Consider the following 18,103-nt stretch of genomic DNA (forward strand, 5'->3'; position numbering starts at 1 on the left):
GCCGGGTCTTTTTTGACTATGCGGTGGGTTCGGGCTCCATCCCGCCATCGGGCGGAGATTTCTTGGCCTTTGTCTTGGGAATGGCCGTGACACTGGGCGCGCTGCCTTCATCCGGCTTATCGCCTTCATCATCATCCTCGCTGGGTGATTCACCATTCATGACGCGCTTGATCTCATCACCCGTCAGGGTTTCGTATTCAAGCAGGCCCTGCGCCAGGCGTTCCCATTCTTCGCGCTGTTCGGTCAAAATCTGGTGCGCGCGCTCATAACCCTGCTGGATAAGGCGTTTCACCTCTTCTTCGATCAGCTCTTTCGTATGCGCCGACACCGAGAACCCTGCGGTGTTGCCCTGATAGCCTTCGTGCGCCTCGGCATAGTCGATGTTACCGACCTTATCCGACATGCCCCAGCGCATCACCATGGCACGCGCCAACTGGCTGGCCTGCATGATGTCCCCGGCCGGGCCGTTCGAAACGTGGTCTTCACCGTATTTGATAACCTCGGCGGCTTTGCCGGCCATGGTCATGGCCAGCTTTTGCTCACACTCATCACGGTGGTAGTTCAGGCGATCCATTTCAGGCAGCGAAACCACCATACCCAGCGCACCACCGCGCGGAATGATCGTGGCTTTGTAGACAGGATCGCACAACGGCAGGGTCAGGCCGACAACGGCATGCCCCGCCTCGTGATAGGCTGTCTTTTCCTTCTGGTCCTGCGTCAGCACCATCGAGCGGCGCTCGGCGCCCATCATCACCTTGTCCTTGGCGTTCTCAAAGTCTTCCATGGTGACAAAGCGGCGCCCCACGCGGGCGGCCATCAACGCAGCCTCGTTCACGAGGTTCGCCAGATCGGCCCCCGAGAAGCCCGGCGTACCGCGCGCAATGATGCGCAGATCGACATCGGGGCCCAGAGGCGTCTTACGTGCGTGCACGCCCAAAATCTTCTCGCGGCCTTTGATGTCGGGGTTACCAACGGTCACGTTGCGGTCAAAACGGCCCGGACGCAGCAGCGCGGGATCCAGAACGTCTTTACGGTTGGTAGCCGCCAGAATGATCACGCCTTCGTTGGCCTCAAACCCGTCCATCTCAACCAGCAATTGGTTGAGGGTCTGTTCGCGTTCGTCGTTACCACCGCCGTATCCAGCGCCACGATGGCGACCCACCGCGTCGATCTCGTCGATGAAGACGATGCAAGGCGCATTCTTCTTGGCCTGTTCAAACATGTCCCGGACACGGGATGCACCGACGCCGACAAACATCTCGACGAAGTCGGACCCCGAAATGGTGAAGAACGGAACGCCTGCCTCACCCGCGATGGCGCGGGCCAGCAATGTTTTACCAGTACCCGGAGGACCGACCAGCAGCGCGCCTTTCGGGATCTTGCCGCCAAGGCGGCTGAACTTCTGTGGATTGCGCAGGAATTCGACGATCTCTTCCAGCTCTTCCTTGGCTTCGTCGATGCCCGCGACGTCGTCAAATGTGACGCGGCCATGCTTTTCGGTCAGCATCTTGGCCTTCGACTTGCCAAAGCCCATCGCACCGCCTTTGCCGCCGCCCTGCATCCGGTTCATGAAATAGACCCAGACACCGATCAGCAGCAGGAACGGCAAGAGCGTGATCAGGAAAGACTGGAAGCCCGACTGCTGTTGCTTGACCGCCTGAACCGGGATGTTCTCATCGATCAAAAGCTTGGTGACCTCGGCGTCGCCGGGTTTGATCGTGACGTAAGTCGCACCGCTTTCGGTCGTATAGCGGATCTGTTCGCCGTCCAGCGTCACGTTCTTGACTTCACCGCTTTGCACGGCGCCGACGAAATCGGAATAAGTTCTTTCATTGCTCTGAAGCGTTCCGCCCGGTCCACTGAACAGATTGAACAGTGCAAGGATCAGCAGAAACAGAACGACCCAAAACGCGATATTGCGAGCGTTGCCCAAGGAAATTCTCCCAAAAGTTCCGGCAGGTGAGGAGCTGCCAAGTTACCTCTTAAAATAGAGAGGATTGTGGTATGTTCAATGCGATAAAAAAGATGCGTAGAACTCGGGCCATTCCGGCGTCGTGTCCGCGCGCCATCCGTTCGCAAATCCCGCAAGCGGAGCGGCCAGCACCGCGCCCCCCTTCCAGACTGCGGGCGTCGCACTCAAGGCCAGCCTGGGCCGGCCTGTTTCGCGCCATTCGGGCACCTGTCGCAGCCCGTCTTCACCCAGAGCGCGGATCTCGGCACCGGAAATCTCGGGCCCGGTCAAGACCCATTTGCCATCCCAAACTTCGTCACGTGCTGAAATCCGAGCCTCCACGGCCTTGAATTCCCTGCAAATCCAAACACTCATCCCTTCCGGGACCAACAGGCAACCGCTGAGCGACCCTGCCCGCCCGTCGGTTATGGCCTTCATGGCCTGCTCGACCGCCGCCTGACGCGGGGGATATCCCTGCCCTGCGATCCAGGCAAGGCATCCAAGCAACACGCGGCGTCGGATTTCCTTGGGCAATGCGGCAAAACCGGCCCTGTCCACCTTCACGTCGCTTTGTTCGACCTGGGCGACATTCCGTGCGGATTCCTGCGCAAACACACCCAGGGCTGCATGGGCCTGCGCCAGATTTTCGGCCACTCGCGACAATGAAAGCGCGTCAATTCCCAGTGGTTTGAGGCCGGACACGGCCTCTCGTGCCTTGATCCGGTCGAAACGAGGGTCCTGATTCGACGGATCTTCGACCCATGTTGCGCCGATACCGGTCAGGTAGGTTCTCAGATCCTTGCGTGTGATCCCCAGCATTGGCCGCAGCAATGTCACACCTTCCCATTGCCGGCTTGCCGACATGCCGGACAGTCCCGTAACACCTGATGAACGACCCAGTCGCATCAGCAACGTTTCTGCCTGATCATCCGCCGTGTGCCCCAACGCGATAGCGTCGATTCCGCGCTGTTGCGCCCAACCGGCAAGCAGGCTGTAACGCGCCTTGCGGGCCTCGTCCTGAACATTGCCCGACCTGTCCCAACCCGCCCAATGCAAAATGTCATGCGGCAGCCCCAAAGCAGCGGCCTGGCGCGACACTGTCACGGCCTCCTGCGCTGCGTCGGGGCGCAAGCCGTGATCGACCGTGGCCACAAAAAGGGCGATCTCTTCGTTTTGGGCGACTTGATGCAAAAGATGCATCAACGCGACGGAATCCCCACCGCCCGAGACCGCCACGCCCAGTTTAGGCGGAAGCCTTTCGGGAAGCCGGGCGCGAAGCTCTGCAAGCAGGTTTTCGCTGTGACGGTTCAAGAACACCCCAGCGCAGACATCTCTTGCGTCGCATCCGCAAACGCCGGTGCGGATGGAAAGCGCACGCCAACTTCATTGAGCGTGATGCAGGCCTGATCGGTCTGCCCCAGACGCCCCAGCGCCGCGCCCAACTCGAACAGGGCCTCGGGGGCAAATGCTCCTTCGGAATCTCCGGTAAAGCTTGCCAAGAACGCCCGTGCCGCTTCGCGGGTGTCGCCAAGGCCTTCAAGCGCATGACCACGTTTCAGATTCACTTCGGGCGCCAGGGGGCTGCCGGGATAGTTCGTATCAAACTGCGCAAACAAATCAGCCGCAGTCTGGTAATCCCCATCGGCCAGTGCTTGCGATGCCGCGTCGAAATCCGCCCGCTCTCCCACGGCCAGTTCACCCTGATCGGTTTGGGATGGCGTGGCAGGCGTGATGACGGCCGTACCTACATCTGTGCCCTCTCCGCCCAGTGTGCTGGTCGGTTCGCCTGAAATCTCGCAGTTTGCCTCAAGCTCGCACAGGCGGAACTCCAGATCTCCGATGCGATTGGTGCCGTCCGAGACAATGTTTTGCACACGCTGGTTCAGCTGCTCGGTCTGACGGGTCAGGCGTTGCAGTTCCGCTTCAATGGCGTCAACCCGTTCAAGAACCGAACTGCCGGACAAGTTTGGCGCTGGCGATCCTGTGGTGGAAAACTCGCGCTTCAGGCGCTGAATTTCCACATGCAGCACCGTCAGCTCCTGACGTATGTCGGCCAGGGTTTGCTGATCCTGTGCCTGTGCAACACCGGCTGTCGCCACGACCGCCGCCAATACCCATCCTGCCATACGCATTGTCTTACCCCAGTGTTGATCCGGTCAGCACAGTCACTGCGCGGCGGTTCTTGGAATAGCATTCCTCAACGCTGCAAATCTCGATTGGGCGCTCCTTGCCGTAGCTGACGGTTTTGAGACGGTTGCCAGCAACACCGCGCGAAATCAGATACTCACGAGCGGCATTTGCGCGACGCGCACCCAGCGCAAGGTTATACTCGCGCGTACCCTGCTCGTCCGCGTGACCTTCGATCGTGGCAACAAAATCCGGATTGGCCAGAAGCCAGTCCGCTTGCCCTTGCAACACGGTCTGCGCCTGTGGTGTCAGGGTGGACTGGTCCACGGCGAACAGAACACGATCCCCGACGGTCTGCTGGAAATACGCAGGCGAACGCGGGTCACTGGGCGAGCCCGGTACAATTGCGCCTGTGCCGCCGGCACCGCTGCCGCCCAAGGCGGATGGGTCATTGTTCGTACAGGCGGCGATCACACTCAGCGCGCCCAACGCCAGGACTTTGCTCAATACATTCATTTCAAGTGCCTCGTGTTTTGATTGTTGCCGCCTGTCTACCACAGGGACGATTCGTTGTGAACTTTGCTGCGATCAATTCTGTAGTGGGCCCCATGACGGATCACTGCCGCCATCCGGTGTACGCACCGGGCGCAGGTTGCGACCCGAGATGTCCACCGAATAAAGCGAGGCCCGGCCGCTGGCGCCCTGCGTTTCACGGGTGAACATGATGACGCGGCCATTGGGCGACCAGGTTGGGCCTTCATCCAGAAACGAGGCGGTCAACAAGCGTTCCTCTGATCCGTCCGTGCGCATCACCCCGATGTGGAAGCGGCCCTGATTTTGCTTGGTAAAGGCAATCAGATCGCCGCGCGGCGACCATACCGGCGTGCCATAACGACCCGAGCCAAAGCTGATCCGCGTGGCCTCACCGCCATTCGCGGGCATCACGTACAGCTGAGGTGTACCCGAACGGTCGCTTTCAAACACGATCCGGCTGCCATCCGGCGAATAGCTGGGGGCGGTCTCAATCGCTGGCGTGTTGGTCAGACGAGTGCTTTGCCCCGACGCCAGATCCATTTTCCACAGATCCGTGTTTCCGCCCTGAATCAAGGAATACACGATCGACCGGCCATCCGGCGAAAAGCGGGGCGAAAAGCTCATGGTTCCGTCCTGCGTCTTCAACTCCTGCCGTTTGACGCGCCCCACATCCAGAACATAGATGCGCGGGCTGCCGCTTTCATAGCTGGTGTAAAGCAACCGATCGCCGGTAGGCGAAAACCGCGGCGCCAGAACGATTGCGGCACTGTCGGTCATGTACTGCACATTCGCCCCGTCATAATCCATGATCGCCAGTCGCTTCAGGCGCTGGTTTTTCGGCCCGCTTTCCGAAACGAAGGCCACGCGGCTGTCGAAATACCCGCCCTCACCTGTGATCCGGCTATAAACTTGGTCCGCCACCTTATGCGCCATGCGCCGCCAACCTTCGGTGGTACCCGCCAGTTGCAACCCATTGCCCAGTTCCTGACCCGAAAACACATCCCAGACCCGGAACCGAACCGTAAGGTTCTTGCCCGAAACATTGACCGCCCCCGTGATCAGCGCATCCGCATTGATCGCTTTCCAATCGGCAAACTGAACCGGAGCCTCAAAGCTGCTGACCCGACTGATGAAGGCATCCGAAGAGATCTCGCGAAACAACCCGGTTCCTGTCAGATCAGCTGCCACCACGCGCGAGATGTCCTGTGCATATTGCGCCGCTGACGGGCCATCGGGAACAAAGTTCGGCACCGCAAAGGGCAATGGTTCGATAATGCCCTGGTCCAATTCCAGCCGCAGGGGACTGTTCTGTGCAAGAACCGGCGTAGACATCAGCGTCAGGCCGACAAAGAGGCTGGTCAGAAGTTTCATCATTTGATCCGCATCCTCTCGGGATTGAATGTAATCTCAACATCCTGCCAATGAGCGTATTTGTCAGCAGGCAAGTCATATCCTCTGGCCCCGCAGCGCAAAATCGCGCGCCGGGCGGCCTGATAGGCCTGATTGGCCGCGCCAGCAGACCCACCAGAACTGTCCAGCATCCGAATGCTGCCATCCACAACCGTACCATCACGGTTTAGCGAAAAAGCCACAACGACCACAGTACTCAGTGCATCCGTAGACAAAGAGCCCACATTCCAGCACTTGGACACGGCCAATCGCATCGCGTCCTTCTCGCCGCTGGTCAGTGGTGGGCCGGATGGCTGGGTTCCACTACCCAAGGCTTCGGCCAGAGCGTCATTGATCGCGGCCTCGTCGGCCTGCGCGTTCGGTTCGGGCGCCGCCTCGGGCGTCTCTGCCACAACGGGTTCGGGCGGTGGGCTTGGGCGGTTCGGACGCACCCGCGGTCGCGGAGACGTAAGCGGAGACTGCTCTTTGGTTTCCTCTGCCTCGGTCACGATCTCGGGGGCCGCTTCTTCCGGCGCGGTCTGATCCTGTTGTTCCTGCTGAACCTCGGCGCCCTCATCCAGTGAAACGGGCGGCGTTTCGAAATCATCCGGTTTTGCCTCGGGCGGTGGTGGCGCTATGGCCTCGGGGGCAACACGATCGGACGGGCGAGGCTGCGCCTCGGGCCCCGGAGGCACAGGCTGTGCGACAGGTTCGACCTCGGGCTCTGTCAGTACCGGTAGCTCATCCGGCACGTCCGGTTCCGGCGGTGCTTCGACGATAACGGGCGCAGGCTCGGGTTCGGGTTCGGCAGGCACGACGGGTTCAGGGCGGGGCTGTTCCTCGACCACAGGTTCTGGCGGCGTGCTATCAGCCTGTGGTTCGGGCGGTTGTTGCAATGCCGCCGGCACCTCTGGGATCTCAGGCGCATCCCGCTGGGCCGTCATGGCCGCGAATTGTTCAGCGGTGATCACGGACACATCCTGTACGGCCATCGGCAAAGGCTCGGACCGGAAGGTGCCGCCGAAAAGCGCCACTCCGATCAGGCTGACATGCGCAATCGCCGAAATCTTGGTGCCGGTATCCACCGTGCGCCCTCACTCTCCACCTTCGTCCAGCGTCGGCCCGCCCGTATCGGTCACAAGCCCAACGTTGGAAAACCCGCCCGCGTTCAGCGCGCCCATTACCTGCATGACCTGCGCGTAAGGAATCGCGCCATCGGCGCGCAGGAAAACCCGGTCACTGCTCCGCTCAGCGGCGATGGCCCGCAGCTTGCCGATCAGTTCCTCGCGCAACACGTCTGTTGTCTGGATCTGCACACGTCCATCTGCCGTCAGGGTTACGGTCAAAGGTTCTTCATTGTCACCGGGCAAAGCACTGGCGGCGGTCTTGGGCAGATCTACCGGAACACCGACGGTCAGCAATGGCGCGGCCACCATGAAGATGATCAGCAAAACCAGCATGACATCCACAAACGGGGTCACGTTGATCTCGGCCATGGGTTGCGCGCGCCCGCGACGCCGACCGCGTCTGCGCCCGTTTCCACCCGAGGATTGCTGAACCGCCGCGCCCATTGTCAGCTGTCCAACTGACGCGACAGGATGGTCGCGAACTCGTCGGCAAAGGCTTCGTAGCCGCCAACGATGCGGTCACAGTCTGCACTGAGCTTGTTGTAGAAAATAACCGCCGGGATCGCGGCCAGAAGGCCGAGCCCCGTTGCCAATAGTGCCTCGGCAATACCCGGGGCCACGACCGCCAGATTGGTATTCTGCTGTTCGGCGATTTCGATAAACGCATTCATGATGCCCCAGACGGTACCAAACAGGCCGATGAACGGCGCAGTCGATCCAACCGTGGCCAGGATGGGCAGACCTTTCTGCAAGGTCTCTGCCTCTTTCGCTATGGCCACATCCATGGACCGGTCTATCCGCGCGGTCGCTCCGGCAATCAATCCGCCATCATTTCGGTGCGACCTGCGCCATTCGATCATTCCAGCAGCAAAAATCTTTTCAGAACTGCCATCCGGCTGGGTTCCGATCTGCTCGAACAGCTCGTCCAAAGGGTTGCCGGACCAGAAGCTCTCGTCAAATGCCTGCGCCTCGCGACGGGCCGCGCGGTAATTGATCAGCTTCTGGATGATGATGCCCCAGGACCAGATTGATGCACCGATCAGCATCAACATCACCAATTTGACGATAAAGGTCGCGCGGGCATACAGCCCCCACATGGAGAAATCGATCTCCTGCGCCAGCGCCAGCGTTTCAGCTTCCATGAACCTGCTCTTTGTTTTTGCCTGACGGCCGTTTGTTTGGCCTTGTTTTGCCAAACGCTAACGCAGTTGGGGCTGAAATGCCAACAGAACCACCCCTGACCCGCAAATTGTTACATCAATGCGCGAATCTCTGCCGGAAGCCGGATCGGCCTGCCATCCTTGTTGATGCACACGGCAGTGACCGAGGCGCGAAAAATCTCGGTCTCGCCGCGCCGGACCAGCTGCGCCATGGTCAGCCGCACACCCGAGATTTCCGTGACTTCGGTTTCGACGATCAGTTCGTCATCGAACCTGGCAGGCGCAAGGTATTCGGCCTCGACCCGCCGCACGACCCAAACAATGCCTTCTTCCCGCATCGCGTTCTGGTCATTGCCCAGATTGCGCACCCAATCCGAACGCGCACGTTCGATATACCGCAGATAGTTCGCGTGATAGACGACGCCGCCCATGTCGGTGTCTTCATAATAAACGCGAACCGGATAGGTATGTTTCATTGCAGTGGCTCCAACCGGGCAAACAACCTGAGCGCATGAGACGCATCCTGCGCCGAACCCGGTAAAACCGGATCGTAAGCAGCCCGAATCAACGCAGCAATATCGGGGCGCAGGATCGTCGTTTCGCCCGCCACGGCCAGCGGAGATTGCGTCCGAAACGCAGTATCGGACCAAAGCAGGATGGTCTGCACCACCTGGCTCAGCGCCAGCGTTTCCGCCGGTACCTTGGACAACTGCTTGTCCATGCGAAGAAAAACAAAAGCCGCACGGATCGCGCCGTCTTCCTCGAACCGGAAAATGCGATACTGGTTTGCATCCGCTTCAACCAAGCGCCCGACCAACGGTGCCAGATCCGGGATCAGACGATCAAGATCCGGCACGTCCAGCAGCTCTTGCCAATCCCGGAAGAAGAAGACCATGCAGTTGGCACCAAGTTCGGGGTCGGTTTCGGCCATTTTGTGACCGGCCAAGGTGACAACCGCCTCGAAGGCGCCCTTCACAGTGGACAGCGTTTCATCTTCAACACCAAACACAATCGGCACGATGGGTCGTCCCCAACGGGCAAACAGAAACTCACCGCTTTCGCGCGTGAACAGCGCCTCAATCTCTTCCGGTGTCACGGTCAAGCCTTCATCTTTTCGAAAACACTCTCGCCGAAGGCATAAATTTTCCAAGCGCAAGCTTCAACCGAACAGATCGCTCTGCCGTTTGGGTGCAGTCATGCCCAGATGCGTCCAGGCCTTTTGCGCCAACATCCGCCCACGCGGTGTTCGCTGGATCAACCCCTGTTGCAACAGAAAGGGCTCGATCACTTCCTCCAGCGAGTCACGGCTTTCAGACAAGGCGGCTGACATCGTTTCAATCCCGACAGGACCACCACTGTAATTCTCGGCGATCAGTTTCAGATACCGGCGGTCCGCACCATCCAGTCCCAAATGGTCCACCCCCAGCCGCGTCAAGGCTCCGTCAGCCAGTTCGCGGGTGATCCGCCCATCTCCTTCGACAATGGCGAAATCCACCACCCGCCGCAGCAGACGTCCGGCGATGCGCGGTGTACCGCGTGACCTGCGCGCAATCTCGCGCGCGCCCTCATCATCCGCCGGAGCGCCGAGTTTCCGCGCGTTTCGGGTGACGATCTCATGCAGTTCGTCCACAGTGTAGAACTGCAACCGGGTCGGAATACCAAACCGGTCGCGCAAAGGTGTGGTCAGCAAACCCATGCGCGTCGTGGCCCCGACAAGCGTGAAGGGTTGCAACTCGATCCGAACCGTTCGCGCGGCGGGCCCCTCGCCGATCACCAGATCAAGTTCGAAATCTTCCATCGCGGGGTAAAGCACCTCTTCCACCGCCGGGTTCAGGCGGTGGATTTCGTCGATGAACAAGACATCCCGCGCTTCGAGATTGGTCAGGATCGCAGCCAGATCGCCCGCTTTCGCCAGAACCGGCCCGGACGTCATGCGAAAATTCACCCCCAGTTCACGCGCCATGATCTGCGCCAGCGTCGTCTTGCCCAACCCCGGAGGGCCATGGAACAACGTGTGATCCATCGCCTCGCCCCGCTGGCGGGCGGATTGGATGAAGATGCGCAGATTGGCGCGTGCCTCGGCCTGACCGATGAACTCATCCAAGCCCTGCGGGCGCAATGCGCGGTCGTTGTCCTCGGGCAATGGATCGGGGCGCACAGTGGGATCAGCGTCTACCATTCATTCAGCCTTTCGGAGCCAGCAATTGCAGCGCGGCACGAATCAGACCCGCTTCGTCTGCATCCGGGTTGTTGGCGGCCGCCTCGGCAACCGCGGCTGCTGCATCCGATGGCCCATAACCCAGATTAGACAAGGCAGACAGCGCACCCGCGGACGCCGCGGCGGCCCCAGAGGCCGGTTTTGGCGTCTGCTTCCGAGCAGGCGCTGCCTCGACAGGCTCTACAACTTCGATCGAAGGGCCATCCATCGCATCGGTCAAGGTGCCACCCATGGCCATCACGCCCGGCGCCTTGTCTTTGAGGTCCAGAACGATCCGCTGCGCCGTTTTCGGCCCCACACCTTTCGCCGCCTTGACCGCCGCCCAATCTCCCAGTGCGATTGCGCGGCTGACACCGTCCGGCCCCAGCGCGCTGAGGATCGCCAGAGAGACTTTCGCTCCGACCCCCTGAACCGAGCACAAAAGGCGGTGCCATTCCTTCTCGACCAGCGAAAGAAAGCCATAAAGCTGCATCAGGTCCTCGCGCACGACCATGTCCGTATAGATCGAAACCGCCTCGCCTACACCCGGCAGTGCAGCCATGGTCCGGTCAGAGCAATAGACGATGTATCCCACACCCCGGACATCGATCAGCACGTGATCTGCTGCGCGATAGTCCAGCCTTCCGGTGAGTTTTCCGATCATGCCCGCACCTCTTTCACACGCACCTGTTGGGTCTTGCCGTAATAGGCATGGCAAATCGCAATCGCCAGAGCATCTGCTGCATCCGCCCCTTTGGGCTGACATCCGGGCAATTGCAGTTTGACCATGTGCAACACCTGCTCCTTTTCCGCGTGCCCGACACCCACGACCGTTTTCTTGACCCGGTTCGGGGCGTATTCCCCCACCGGCAATCCGGCCTGTGCCAGCGTCAGCAACGCCACGCCTCGCGCCTGACCCAGTTTGAGCGTACCGGCGCCATCCTTGTTCACAAAGGTCTGTTCGATGGCCGCCTGGTCCGGTTGATGATCGGCGATGACTTCGACAATCTGGTTATGCAGAGACAACAGCCGCTCACCCAGATCATCCCCATCCGACTTGCACAAACCGTTGGCCACGTGGCTCAGGCGGCTGCCATTTGATTCGATGACGCCCCACCCCAGGGTCCTAAGCCCCGGATCAATGCCCAGAATTCGCATGTTTTGCCTCGGCCTGCTCGGGTTCTGTGATCTTTTTTCAACGCCTAGCACGAAGCGTGAACATTTTCCAAGCGAATTGACCCAAGGCCTGAAAACGACACACCTGTCCCATAGGCGACTCAACACGCCAATTGCGACTTCAAAAAGTCTGAATTCGACACTTTTGTGAACGCGTTTTCACCAATTATTTAAGGGGATTACAGCCTTTTGGAGCATTGCAGGAAACGCATAGGACACATGCAAAAACTGAACTTGTGCGGGCGATTTGGCGGCACTAGATGCCGGGCAGATCGCAAGACTGCAAAATGAACACCAACCAGAAGGAAACAGGATATGGCTGCACTGGACACCACCCGCTTCGCCTCCACTGGCTCGTTCGGCCTCGTTGGCCGTATCGGCGCATTTTTCGTATCGGCCGTGAACGCCGCCGTCGAATGGAATGACGCCCGCGTTACCCGCAACGCGCTGACCGGTCTAAGCGATCGTGAACTGGAAGATATCGGCCTGTGCCGTGGCGACATCGACGCCATCGCCCAAGGTCGCCGGTGATACCGACCACCACTCGCATACGCCCCTTCCTCCTCCCTTGAGGGGCAAACAGAAACACCGAGCGCCCCGGGCACGCGGTGTTTTTCGTCCGAAAACTGAGTCAAAACTGAGATTCAGTATAAAATCTTGTTGAGTTGCACGGCAATCGCCTGCGACACCGGGTCAATCTGCATCACCCAGGCACCTGCTTTTTCGACCGATGTGCCTTCGTTTAAACTGTCGATCCGATATTGGTATCCGGTCGGGCCAAGGCTGGACAAAAGAAACGCCTTGAACGCCACAACACTCAGAAGCGTAAGCAACAGCACCCTGGCCGGCACTGCCGAGCTTACCCGCTGCGGCTTCATGACGACCAGACCATCCTTGCGCATCGTCGCGCGATAGCCACGGCTCATCTTTTGATGTTTTTTGTTCAGGCGATTAACGCGCTGAGTGAACTCCAGTTGTTTACCCGTCATGGCAGCCTCCAAAAACCGCCCCCCTCGACTTCAGTCAGAAAACGGTAAAAAGAGATTACGACAAAAACGTGGCAAAATTCCACAAAACTCCTGCAAATGGCCTAGTTTGCGCCCTGTTTCATTAAGATTAGGGTCGTCCATTCACCAATCTCATCCCTATGGGTAAGATTGAATTCATTTTGAGAATAAACGGACACCACATCATCGGCCTGTTCGTTGAGGATCCCCGACAGGATTGCATACCCTCCGGGACGTAGATTCGCCGCGATTTCCGGCGAGAGGGCGACCAGAGGACCTTTGAGAATATTGGCAAAGATCAGGTCATAGGGCGCGTGCGCCCTGAGATCGGGGTGATCGAAACCAGCGGCTTCCACGCACCGTACGGCACCGGACATCCCGTTCGCCTTGAGGTTGGCTTCGGCCACGTCAACGGCCACTTCATCAATGTCACTGGCAATGATGTCGCCGTCCCAAACCCGGGCTGCGGCCATGGCCAGAACGGCGGTGCCGCAGCCGATATCCGCCACTTTCGTCGCGGTGAACCCTTCGTACAGCAATCTGTCAAAGGCCTTGAGGCACCCCAACGTCGTACCATGGTGGCCGGTGCCAAAGGCCATTGCGGCCTCGATCAGCAATGGAATGCGACCCTCGGGCAGCTTGTCGGCATCGTGGCTTCCATAGACAAAGAAACGCCCCGCCTCGACGGGCGCAAGCTCGCGCCGTACATGCGCAACCCAGTCGGTTTCCGGCAGCTCTGAAACAACAAACGGTTTGGCGTCGAATGCCGCGGCCAGAACCGCCAGTGCGGTCTCGTCGGGGGCTTCGGTGAAATATCCGCCGACCTCCCACAGGCCGGAGCCGTCTTCGACTTCGAACACACCAACGCCGGTTGGCTCTGGCTCCAGACGTTCCATCGCCTCGCCCAGACCTTCGGCGGCCTTCTTACCTGTCAGCGTCGTCAGTGCGGTGAATGTGGGCATTGGGGCCTCCTGTCTCGATTGACACCGCGCCTAGGACGCCGCGCCGTCAACGTCAAGCGCCGAGACCTATTCCGCAGGAGCCGGAGCGTATTTGGTCAGGATGGTCTCGTTGCCAGGCTCGGGGTGACGCGGGATCAACAGGGACAGCAGCAGCGAAACGATCGCCATCGCCGCGGCCAGGCCAAACACAGCACCCGGCGACACGACCCAAAGCAGGCCAAGCAAAGCGGGCAAAAACACCGCCGCAATATGATTGATCGTAAAGGCCACCGCAGCGGTCGGCGCGATATCAGCAGGGTCGGCGATTTTCTGGAAATAGGTTTTCAATGCCAAAGCCAGCGCAAACAGCACGTGGTCGATCACATAAAGGATTGCCGCAAGCAGAACGCCCCAACCGAACCAATAGATGCCGCCATAGGCTGCGAACACGATGGCCAGACCGGTATATTCAAATATCAGCGTGCGCCGCTCACCGAACTTTGCCACCGCTTTTCCCAGCAATGGGGCGGCCATCATGTTGATCATCAGATTGATCAGATAAAGGCTGGTGAGCTCATGCACTTCAAAGCCGAATTTCTCGACCATCATGAACCCGGCAAAAACGACAAATATCTGCCGCCGCGCGCCTGCCATGAACTGCAATGCGTAATACAGCCAATACCGGCGACGCAGGATCAGCTTCTTGGTCTGCGGCGTGGGCGCATCAAATTGCGGATAGGCGAACAGACAGAACAGTGCCAGCGCAGCCGTAACTCCACCCGACGCCATGAATACAAAGTTGTAGGACAGATCAAAGCGATCCCAGGTCAGTACGATCAGCCCATACACCACCATGGTCGCCGCCGATCCCATCGCAACCAGCCATCCCAGCACCTGCGGAGCACGATCCTTGGGCAGCCACTGCAATTGAAGCGACTGGTTTACGGTCTCGTAGTAATGGAACCCGATCGAGCTGAACAAGGTCACAAACAGCAACCCGCCCAGGCTGGGAAACCACGCGGTCACCGCCGTTGCGACGCCAAGCATCATCAGAGAGATCATCGCCAGCACCTGCTCGCGAATGAAAATGATGACGGCAATCACGCCAACCGCCAGAAACCCCGGAATCTCGCGCACCGTATGCAGCAGACCGATATCCGCGCCATCAAAGTTCGCCACTTCAATAACAAAGTTGTTCAGCAGCGCGCTCCATGCGTTGAACGCAATGGGCATGGTCAGCGCCATCATGAACAACAGCGTGATGGGGCGGCGCCAGAACGGCAGGCTCTGCGCCTCGGTAAGGGGCATCGGTTTCAGCATGAGACCCCTCTACGCCCATTTCGCTGCTTTGGCGAGAGGGAAGCGGTCTGCGCACAATCACCCTGCACAGTTGCAGAGGTCAGTAAAAACTCTGTGGGTCGATATCGACGGTCAGGCGGATATCGCCCTTCAGACGCAATGGGGCGATCCAGCGCGCAATGGCATCCTGAATCGGCGCCCCTTTGGGGGCTTTCACCAACAAGCGCACTCTGTGGCGGCCGCGTATACGCGCAATAGGTGCCGGCGCGGGGCCAAAGACCTGAGAACCGATGGCGCGCAGGGGCGCATCGTTGCGGGCCATTGCATTGCCGATATCGAACACCGGCCCGACCTCGGGGCCCGACAACACGATCCCGGCCATGCGACCATAGGGCGGCACGCCTGCCGCCTGTCGACCCGCTGCCTCGGCTTTCCAGAACCCTTCCTCATCACCCGACAGGATGGCCCGGATCACCGGGTGTTCCGGTTGAAAGGTCTGCAATAGCGCCTGCCCCGGCTTGTCCGCCCGTCCCGCGCGCCCCGCCACTTGCCGCATCAATTGAAACGTACGCTCAGCCGCGCGCAGATCCGCGCCGTGCAGGGAAAGGTCAGCGTCAATCACACCGACCAATGTAAGCTTGGGGAAGTTGTGCCCCTTCGCCACCAATTGCGTACCGATGATGATGTCGGCATCCCCGGCGGCGATCTCTTCAATCTTGGCTTTCAATGCCCGGGCTGAACCAAAAAGATCGGAACTCAGCATCGCGATTTTCGCCTCGGGGAAGGTCGCCTCGGCTTCTTCCGCCAGCCGTTCGATCCCCGGCCCGACCGGGGCCAGCTTACCCTCCACGCCGCAGGAGGGGCAGGCTTCGGGCATCGGCTTGGTTTCGCCGCATTGGTGGCACATCAATCGCTTGAGAAACCGATGCTCGACCATGCGTGCGTCGCACTGATCACAGGCGATCTGCTCGCCACAGGCCCGGCACAAGGTGACCGGCGCATAGCCACGGCGGTTGATGAACAACAGCGATTGTTCACCTTTTTCGATCCGCTGCTGTACCGCTTGCCGCAAAGACGGAGAAACCCACGTTCCGGGCGGCATCTGCTCGGCCCGCATGTCGATGGGCTTCATCTCGGGCAATACCGCCGCTCCGAAGCGCGAGGTCAGGTCAAGCCTTTCGTACTTGCCCGCCTCGGCATTGGCCCAACTTTCAAGCGAAGGTGTCGCACTGGCCAGAATCACCCGCGCGCCACAGATCGCCGAGCGCAGAACCGCCATGTCGCGTGCGCTGTAGTGCACGCCGTCTTCCTGTTTGTAGGACGTGTCGTGTTCCTCATCGACGACCACAAGCCCCAGATCGCGAAATGGCAGAAACAGCGCCGACCGGGCGCCAACGACCAGTTGCGCATTGCCCTGCCCGACCATCCGCCAGACCCGCCGCCGTTCCGTCATGGTTGCGCCGGAATGCCATTCCGCCGGGCGCGCACCGAACCGCGCCTCGACCCGGGTCAGAAATTCTGCGGTTAGGGCAATCTCGGGCAGCAGAACCAAGGCCTGCCGCCCCATGCGCAGTGCCTCGGCCACAGCCTCCAAATAAACCTCGGTCTTACCAGAACCGGTAACTCCTTTCAGCAGCGTGGTGCCGTAATCGCCGGTCCGCTGCCCGGCCTGAAGCCGTTCGACCGCCGCTGCCTGATCCGCTGTCAGGTCTTTCCCGGGAAGGTCCGGATCAAGATGAGGATAAGGCAGGTCGCGCGGGCTGTCCTCTTCGCGCACGGCGCCTTGTTGGACCAACCCTTTGACAACGGATGACGTTACACCCGCCTGCTCGGCGAGTTCCTTCAAGGTAAAAGCCAGCCCGCCGTAGTCGCGCAATACCTCCAGAACCCGGGTCCGGGCATCGGTCATTCGGTCTGGTTGACCTTCACCCAACCGATAGACCTTGCGCATCGATGGCGGATCACCCAAGCCCGGTGCCCGCGTCGCCAGACGCAGCATCGCAGGCATGGGTGTCAGAGTGTAATCGGCGACCTTTTCCAGAAACACCCGCATCTCTTCACGCATCGGTGCAACGCCAAGAACCCGGATTACCGAGCGCGCCTTGCTCAGGTCAAAGCCGCCCTGCCCAGGCCCCCAAACCACCCCCAGCACCTTGCGCGGGCCCAAAGGAACCTCGACAAACGCGCCCAGAACGCACCCGCCTTCGGGCGCCTTGTAATCCAGCGTCCGGTCAAGCGGCTGCGTTGTAAGCACCGCAACCAGCTCTCCTTGGTCGAAAAATCCGTTAGCGCTCACGGCATATCCTTCGCAGGGGGTTCCAGCAGGGGTCTCTTTGAGGTAAAGCCATCCGCGACCAAGGCCAACCCATCAAAGGACTGCCCTCATGAAATTCTTCGTAGACACCGCCGAGATCGACGCCATTGCCGAACTGAACGATCTGGGCATGGTGGACGGCGTCACCACCAACCCTTCGCTGATCCTGAAGTCAGGTCGCGACATTCTGGAAGTGACCAAAGAGATATGTGATCTGGTCGATGGCCCGGTATCGGCCGAGGTTGTCGCCACCGAAGCTGACGACATGATCGCCGAAGGCCGCAAACTGGCCAAGATCGCGCCGAATATCGCCGTCAAAGTGCCGCTGACATGGGCCGGCTTGAAAACCTGCAAGACGCTCAGCGACGAAGGCCAGATGGTCAATGTGACACTCTGCTTCTCGACCAATCAGGCGATTCTGGCTGCAAAAGCGGGCGCGACATTCATCTCGCCATTCATCGGACGGCTTGACGATATCAACCTCGACGGCATGGATCTGATCGCAGACATCCGTCAGGTCTATGACAACTACGGGTTCGAGACCGAAATCCTTGCCGCATCGATCCGTACCGTCAACCACGTGACCGACAGCGCCCGCATCGGGGCCGATGTGATCACCGCACCGCCTGCCGTGATCAAGAAACTGGCCGACCATCCCTTGACGGACAAAGGCCTGGAAACCTTCCTCGCGGACTGGGTTAAAACCGGTCAGAAGATCCTCTGATCCCAGACCCGACCGCGCGGTGCCGAAAGGCGCCGCGCCCGGCCCAACGGCCAAATGTCTGATCTGTGATCAGGCATGGCGGGCGGGAGCCCCTTGCCACAGCATACAAGGAAATCCACCTTTGCGTGCATTTTTTCCAAGGCAAATCCGGTCCGGC

19 protein-coding genes are annotated in these 18,103 nt (G+C 59.9%); 2 read left to right on the forward strand and 17 right to left on the reverse strand.

Annotated features, from left to right (window positions below; all coding sequences use genetic code 11):
* Positions 1–16: 16 nt before the first annotated feature.
* The 13 genes from ftsH to ruvC form a co-directional block, all read right to left on the reverse strand.
* Positions 17–1,933, reverse strand: coding sequence for an ATP-dependent zinc metalloprotease FtsH (gene ftsH, locus GOW31_RS13945; RefSeq protein WP_171117497.1), 1,917 nt, complete (start codon positions 1,931–1,933; stop codon positions 17–19).
* Between the two features lie 75 nt (positions 1,934–2,008).
* Complete coding sequence (gene tilS / locus GOW31_RS13950; protein WP_371807890.1) at positions 2,009–3,268, reverse strand: tRNA lysidine(34) synthetase TilS; 1,260 nt, start codon at positions 3,266–3,268, stop codon at positions 2,009–2,011.
* On the reverse strand, positions 3,259–4,083 hold the full coding sequence (gene ybgF / locus GOW31_RS13955; protein WP_171170863.1) for a tol-pal system protein YbgF: 825 nt from the start codon (positions 4,081–4,083) through the stop codon (positions 3,259–3,261). The genes tilS and ybgF overlap by 10 nt, the downstream gene beginning before the upstream one ends.
* A 4-nt stretch (positions 4,084–4,087) precedes the next feature.
* Positions 4,088–4,594: a peptidoglycan-associated lipoprotein Pal gene (pal, locus tag GOW31_RS13960; RefSeq protein WP_152457229.1), complete on the reverse strand. Its 507-nt coding sequence runs from the start codon at positions 4,592–4,594 to the stop codon at positions 4,088–4,090.
* Between the two features lie 72 nt (positions 4,595–4,666).
* The gene (gene tolB / locus GOW31_RS13965) at positions 4,667–5,986 is read right to left on the reverse strand and encodes a Tol-Pal system beta propeller repeat protein TolB (protein WP_152457228.1); all 1,320 of its coding nucleotides are present in this window, start codon (positions 5,984–5,986) and stop codon (positions 4,667–4,669) included.
* A complete protein-coding gene (locus GOW31_RS13970; protein ID WP_171170864.1) occupies positions 5,983–7,086 on the reverse strand; it encodes an energy transducer TonB in 1,104 nt (367 codons plus the stop codon). The genes tolB and GOW31_RS13970 overlap by 4 nt, the downstream gene beginning before the upstream one ends.
* A 9-nt stretch (positions 7,087–7,095) precedes the next feature.
* Positions 7,096–7,572, reverse strand: coding sequence for a protein TolR (tolR, locus tag GOW31_RS13975; protein ID WP_152457226.1), 477 nt, complete (start codon positions 7,570–7,572; stop codon positions 7,096–7,098).
* 2 nt (positions 7,573–7,574) lie between these two features.
* Entirely contained in the window at positions 7,575–8,270 is a 696-nt protein-coding gene (tolQ, locus tag GOW31_RS13980; protein WP_152457225.1) for a protein TolQ, read from the reverse strand.
* 110 nt (positions 8,271–8,380) lie between these two features.
* Positions 8,381–8,764, reverse strand: a complete 384-nt coding sequence (ybgC, locus tag GOW31_RS13985; protein ID WP_171170865.1) for a tol-pal system-associated acyl-CoA thioesterase — start codon at positions 8,762–8,764, stop codon at positions 8,381–8,383.
* Positions 8,761–9,384, reverse strand: a complete 624-nt coding sequence (locus tag GOW31_RS13990; protein ID WP_171171017.1) for a hypothetical protein — start codon at positions 9,382–9,384, stop codon at positions 8,761–8,763. Before GOW31_RS13990 ends, ybgC begins: the two co-directional genes overlap by 4 nt.
* Positions 9,385–9,447: 63 nt before the next feature.
* Positions 9,448–10,467, reverse strand: coding sequence for a Holliday junction branch migration DNA helicase RuvB (gene ruvB, locus GOW31_RS13995; RefSeq protein ID WP_171170866.1), 1,020 nt, complete (start codon positions 10,465–10,467; stop codon positions 9,448–9,450).
* A gap of 4 nt (positions 10,468–10,471) precedes the next feature.
* Entirely contained in the window at positions 10,472–11,149 is a 678-nt protein-coding gene (gene ruvA / locus GOW31_RS14000; RefSeq protein ID WP_171117485.1) for a Holliday junction branch migration protein RuvA, read from the reverse strand.
* Positions 11,146–11,643: a crossover junction endodeoxyribonuclease RuvC gene (gene ruvC, locus GOW31_RS14005; RefSeq protein ID WP_152457220.1), complete on the reverse strand. Its 498-nt coding sequence runs from the start codon at positions 11,641–11,643 to the stop codon at positions 11,146–11,148. The genes ruvA and ruvC overlap by 4 nt, the downstream gene beginning before the upstream one ends.
* A 333-nt stretch (positions 11,644–11,976) precedes the next feature.
* On the opposite strand from ruvC, the gene GOW31_RS14010 reads away from it, so the two are divergent.
* Complete coding sequence (locus GOW31_RS14010; protein WP_170344966.1) at positions 11,977–12,192, forward strand: DUF1127 domain-containing protein; 216 nt, start codon at positions 11,977–11,979, stop codon at positions 12,190–12,192.
* A gap of 113 nt (positions 12,193–12,305) precedes the next feature.
* Here GOW31_RS14010 and GOW31_RS14015 read toward each other — a convergent pair whose 3' ends face one another.
* The 4 genes from GOW31_RS14015 to GOW31_RS14030 form a co-directional block, all read right to left on the reverse strand.
* Positions 12,306–12,662, reverse strand: a complete 357-nt coding sequence (locus GOW31_RS14015) for a hypothetical protein (RefSeq protein WP_224857539.1) — start codon at positions 12,660–12,662, stop codon at positions 12,306–12,308.
* Between the two features lie 89 nt (positions 12,663–12,751).
* Positions 12,752–13,630: a 50S ribosomal protein L11 methyltransferase gene (locus GOW31_RS14020; RefSeq protein WP_171117480.1), complete on the reverse strand. Its 879-nt coding sequence runs from the start codon at positions 13,628–13,630 to the stop codon at positions 12,752–12,754.
* Between the two features lie 66 nt (positions 13,631–13,696).
* Complete coding sequence (locus GOW31_RS14025; protein ID WP_152457217.1) at positions 13,697–14,929, reverse strand: MFS transporter; 1,233 nt, start codon at positions 14,927–14,929, stop codon at positions 13,697–13,699.
* A gap of 79 nt (positions 14,930–15,008) precedes the next feature.
* Positions 15,009–17,204, reverse strand: coding sequence for a primosomal protein N' (locus GOW31_RS14030; protein WP_171170867.1), 2,196 nt, complete (start codon positions 17,202–17,204; stop codon positions 15,009–15,011).
* Between the two features lie 88 nt (positions 17,205–17,292).
* Here GOW31_RS14030 and fsa point away from each other — a divergent pair, with 88 nt between their 5' ends.
* The gene (fsa, locus tag GOW31_RS14035) at positions 17,293–17,946 is read left to right on the forward strand and encodes a fructose-6-phosphate aldolase (RefSeq protein WP_171170869.1); all 654 of its coding nucleotides are present in this window, start codon (positions 17,293–17,295) and stop codon (positions 17,944–17,946) included.
* Positions 17,947–18,103: the final 157 nt, after the last annotated feature.

This window comes from Ruegeria sp. HKCCA0370 (assembly GCF_013033705.1).
In the GTDB taxonomy this organism is placed as follows: Bacteria; Pseudomonadota; Alphaproteobacteria; order Rhodobacterales; family Rhodobacteraceae; genus Ruegeria.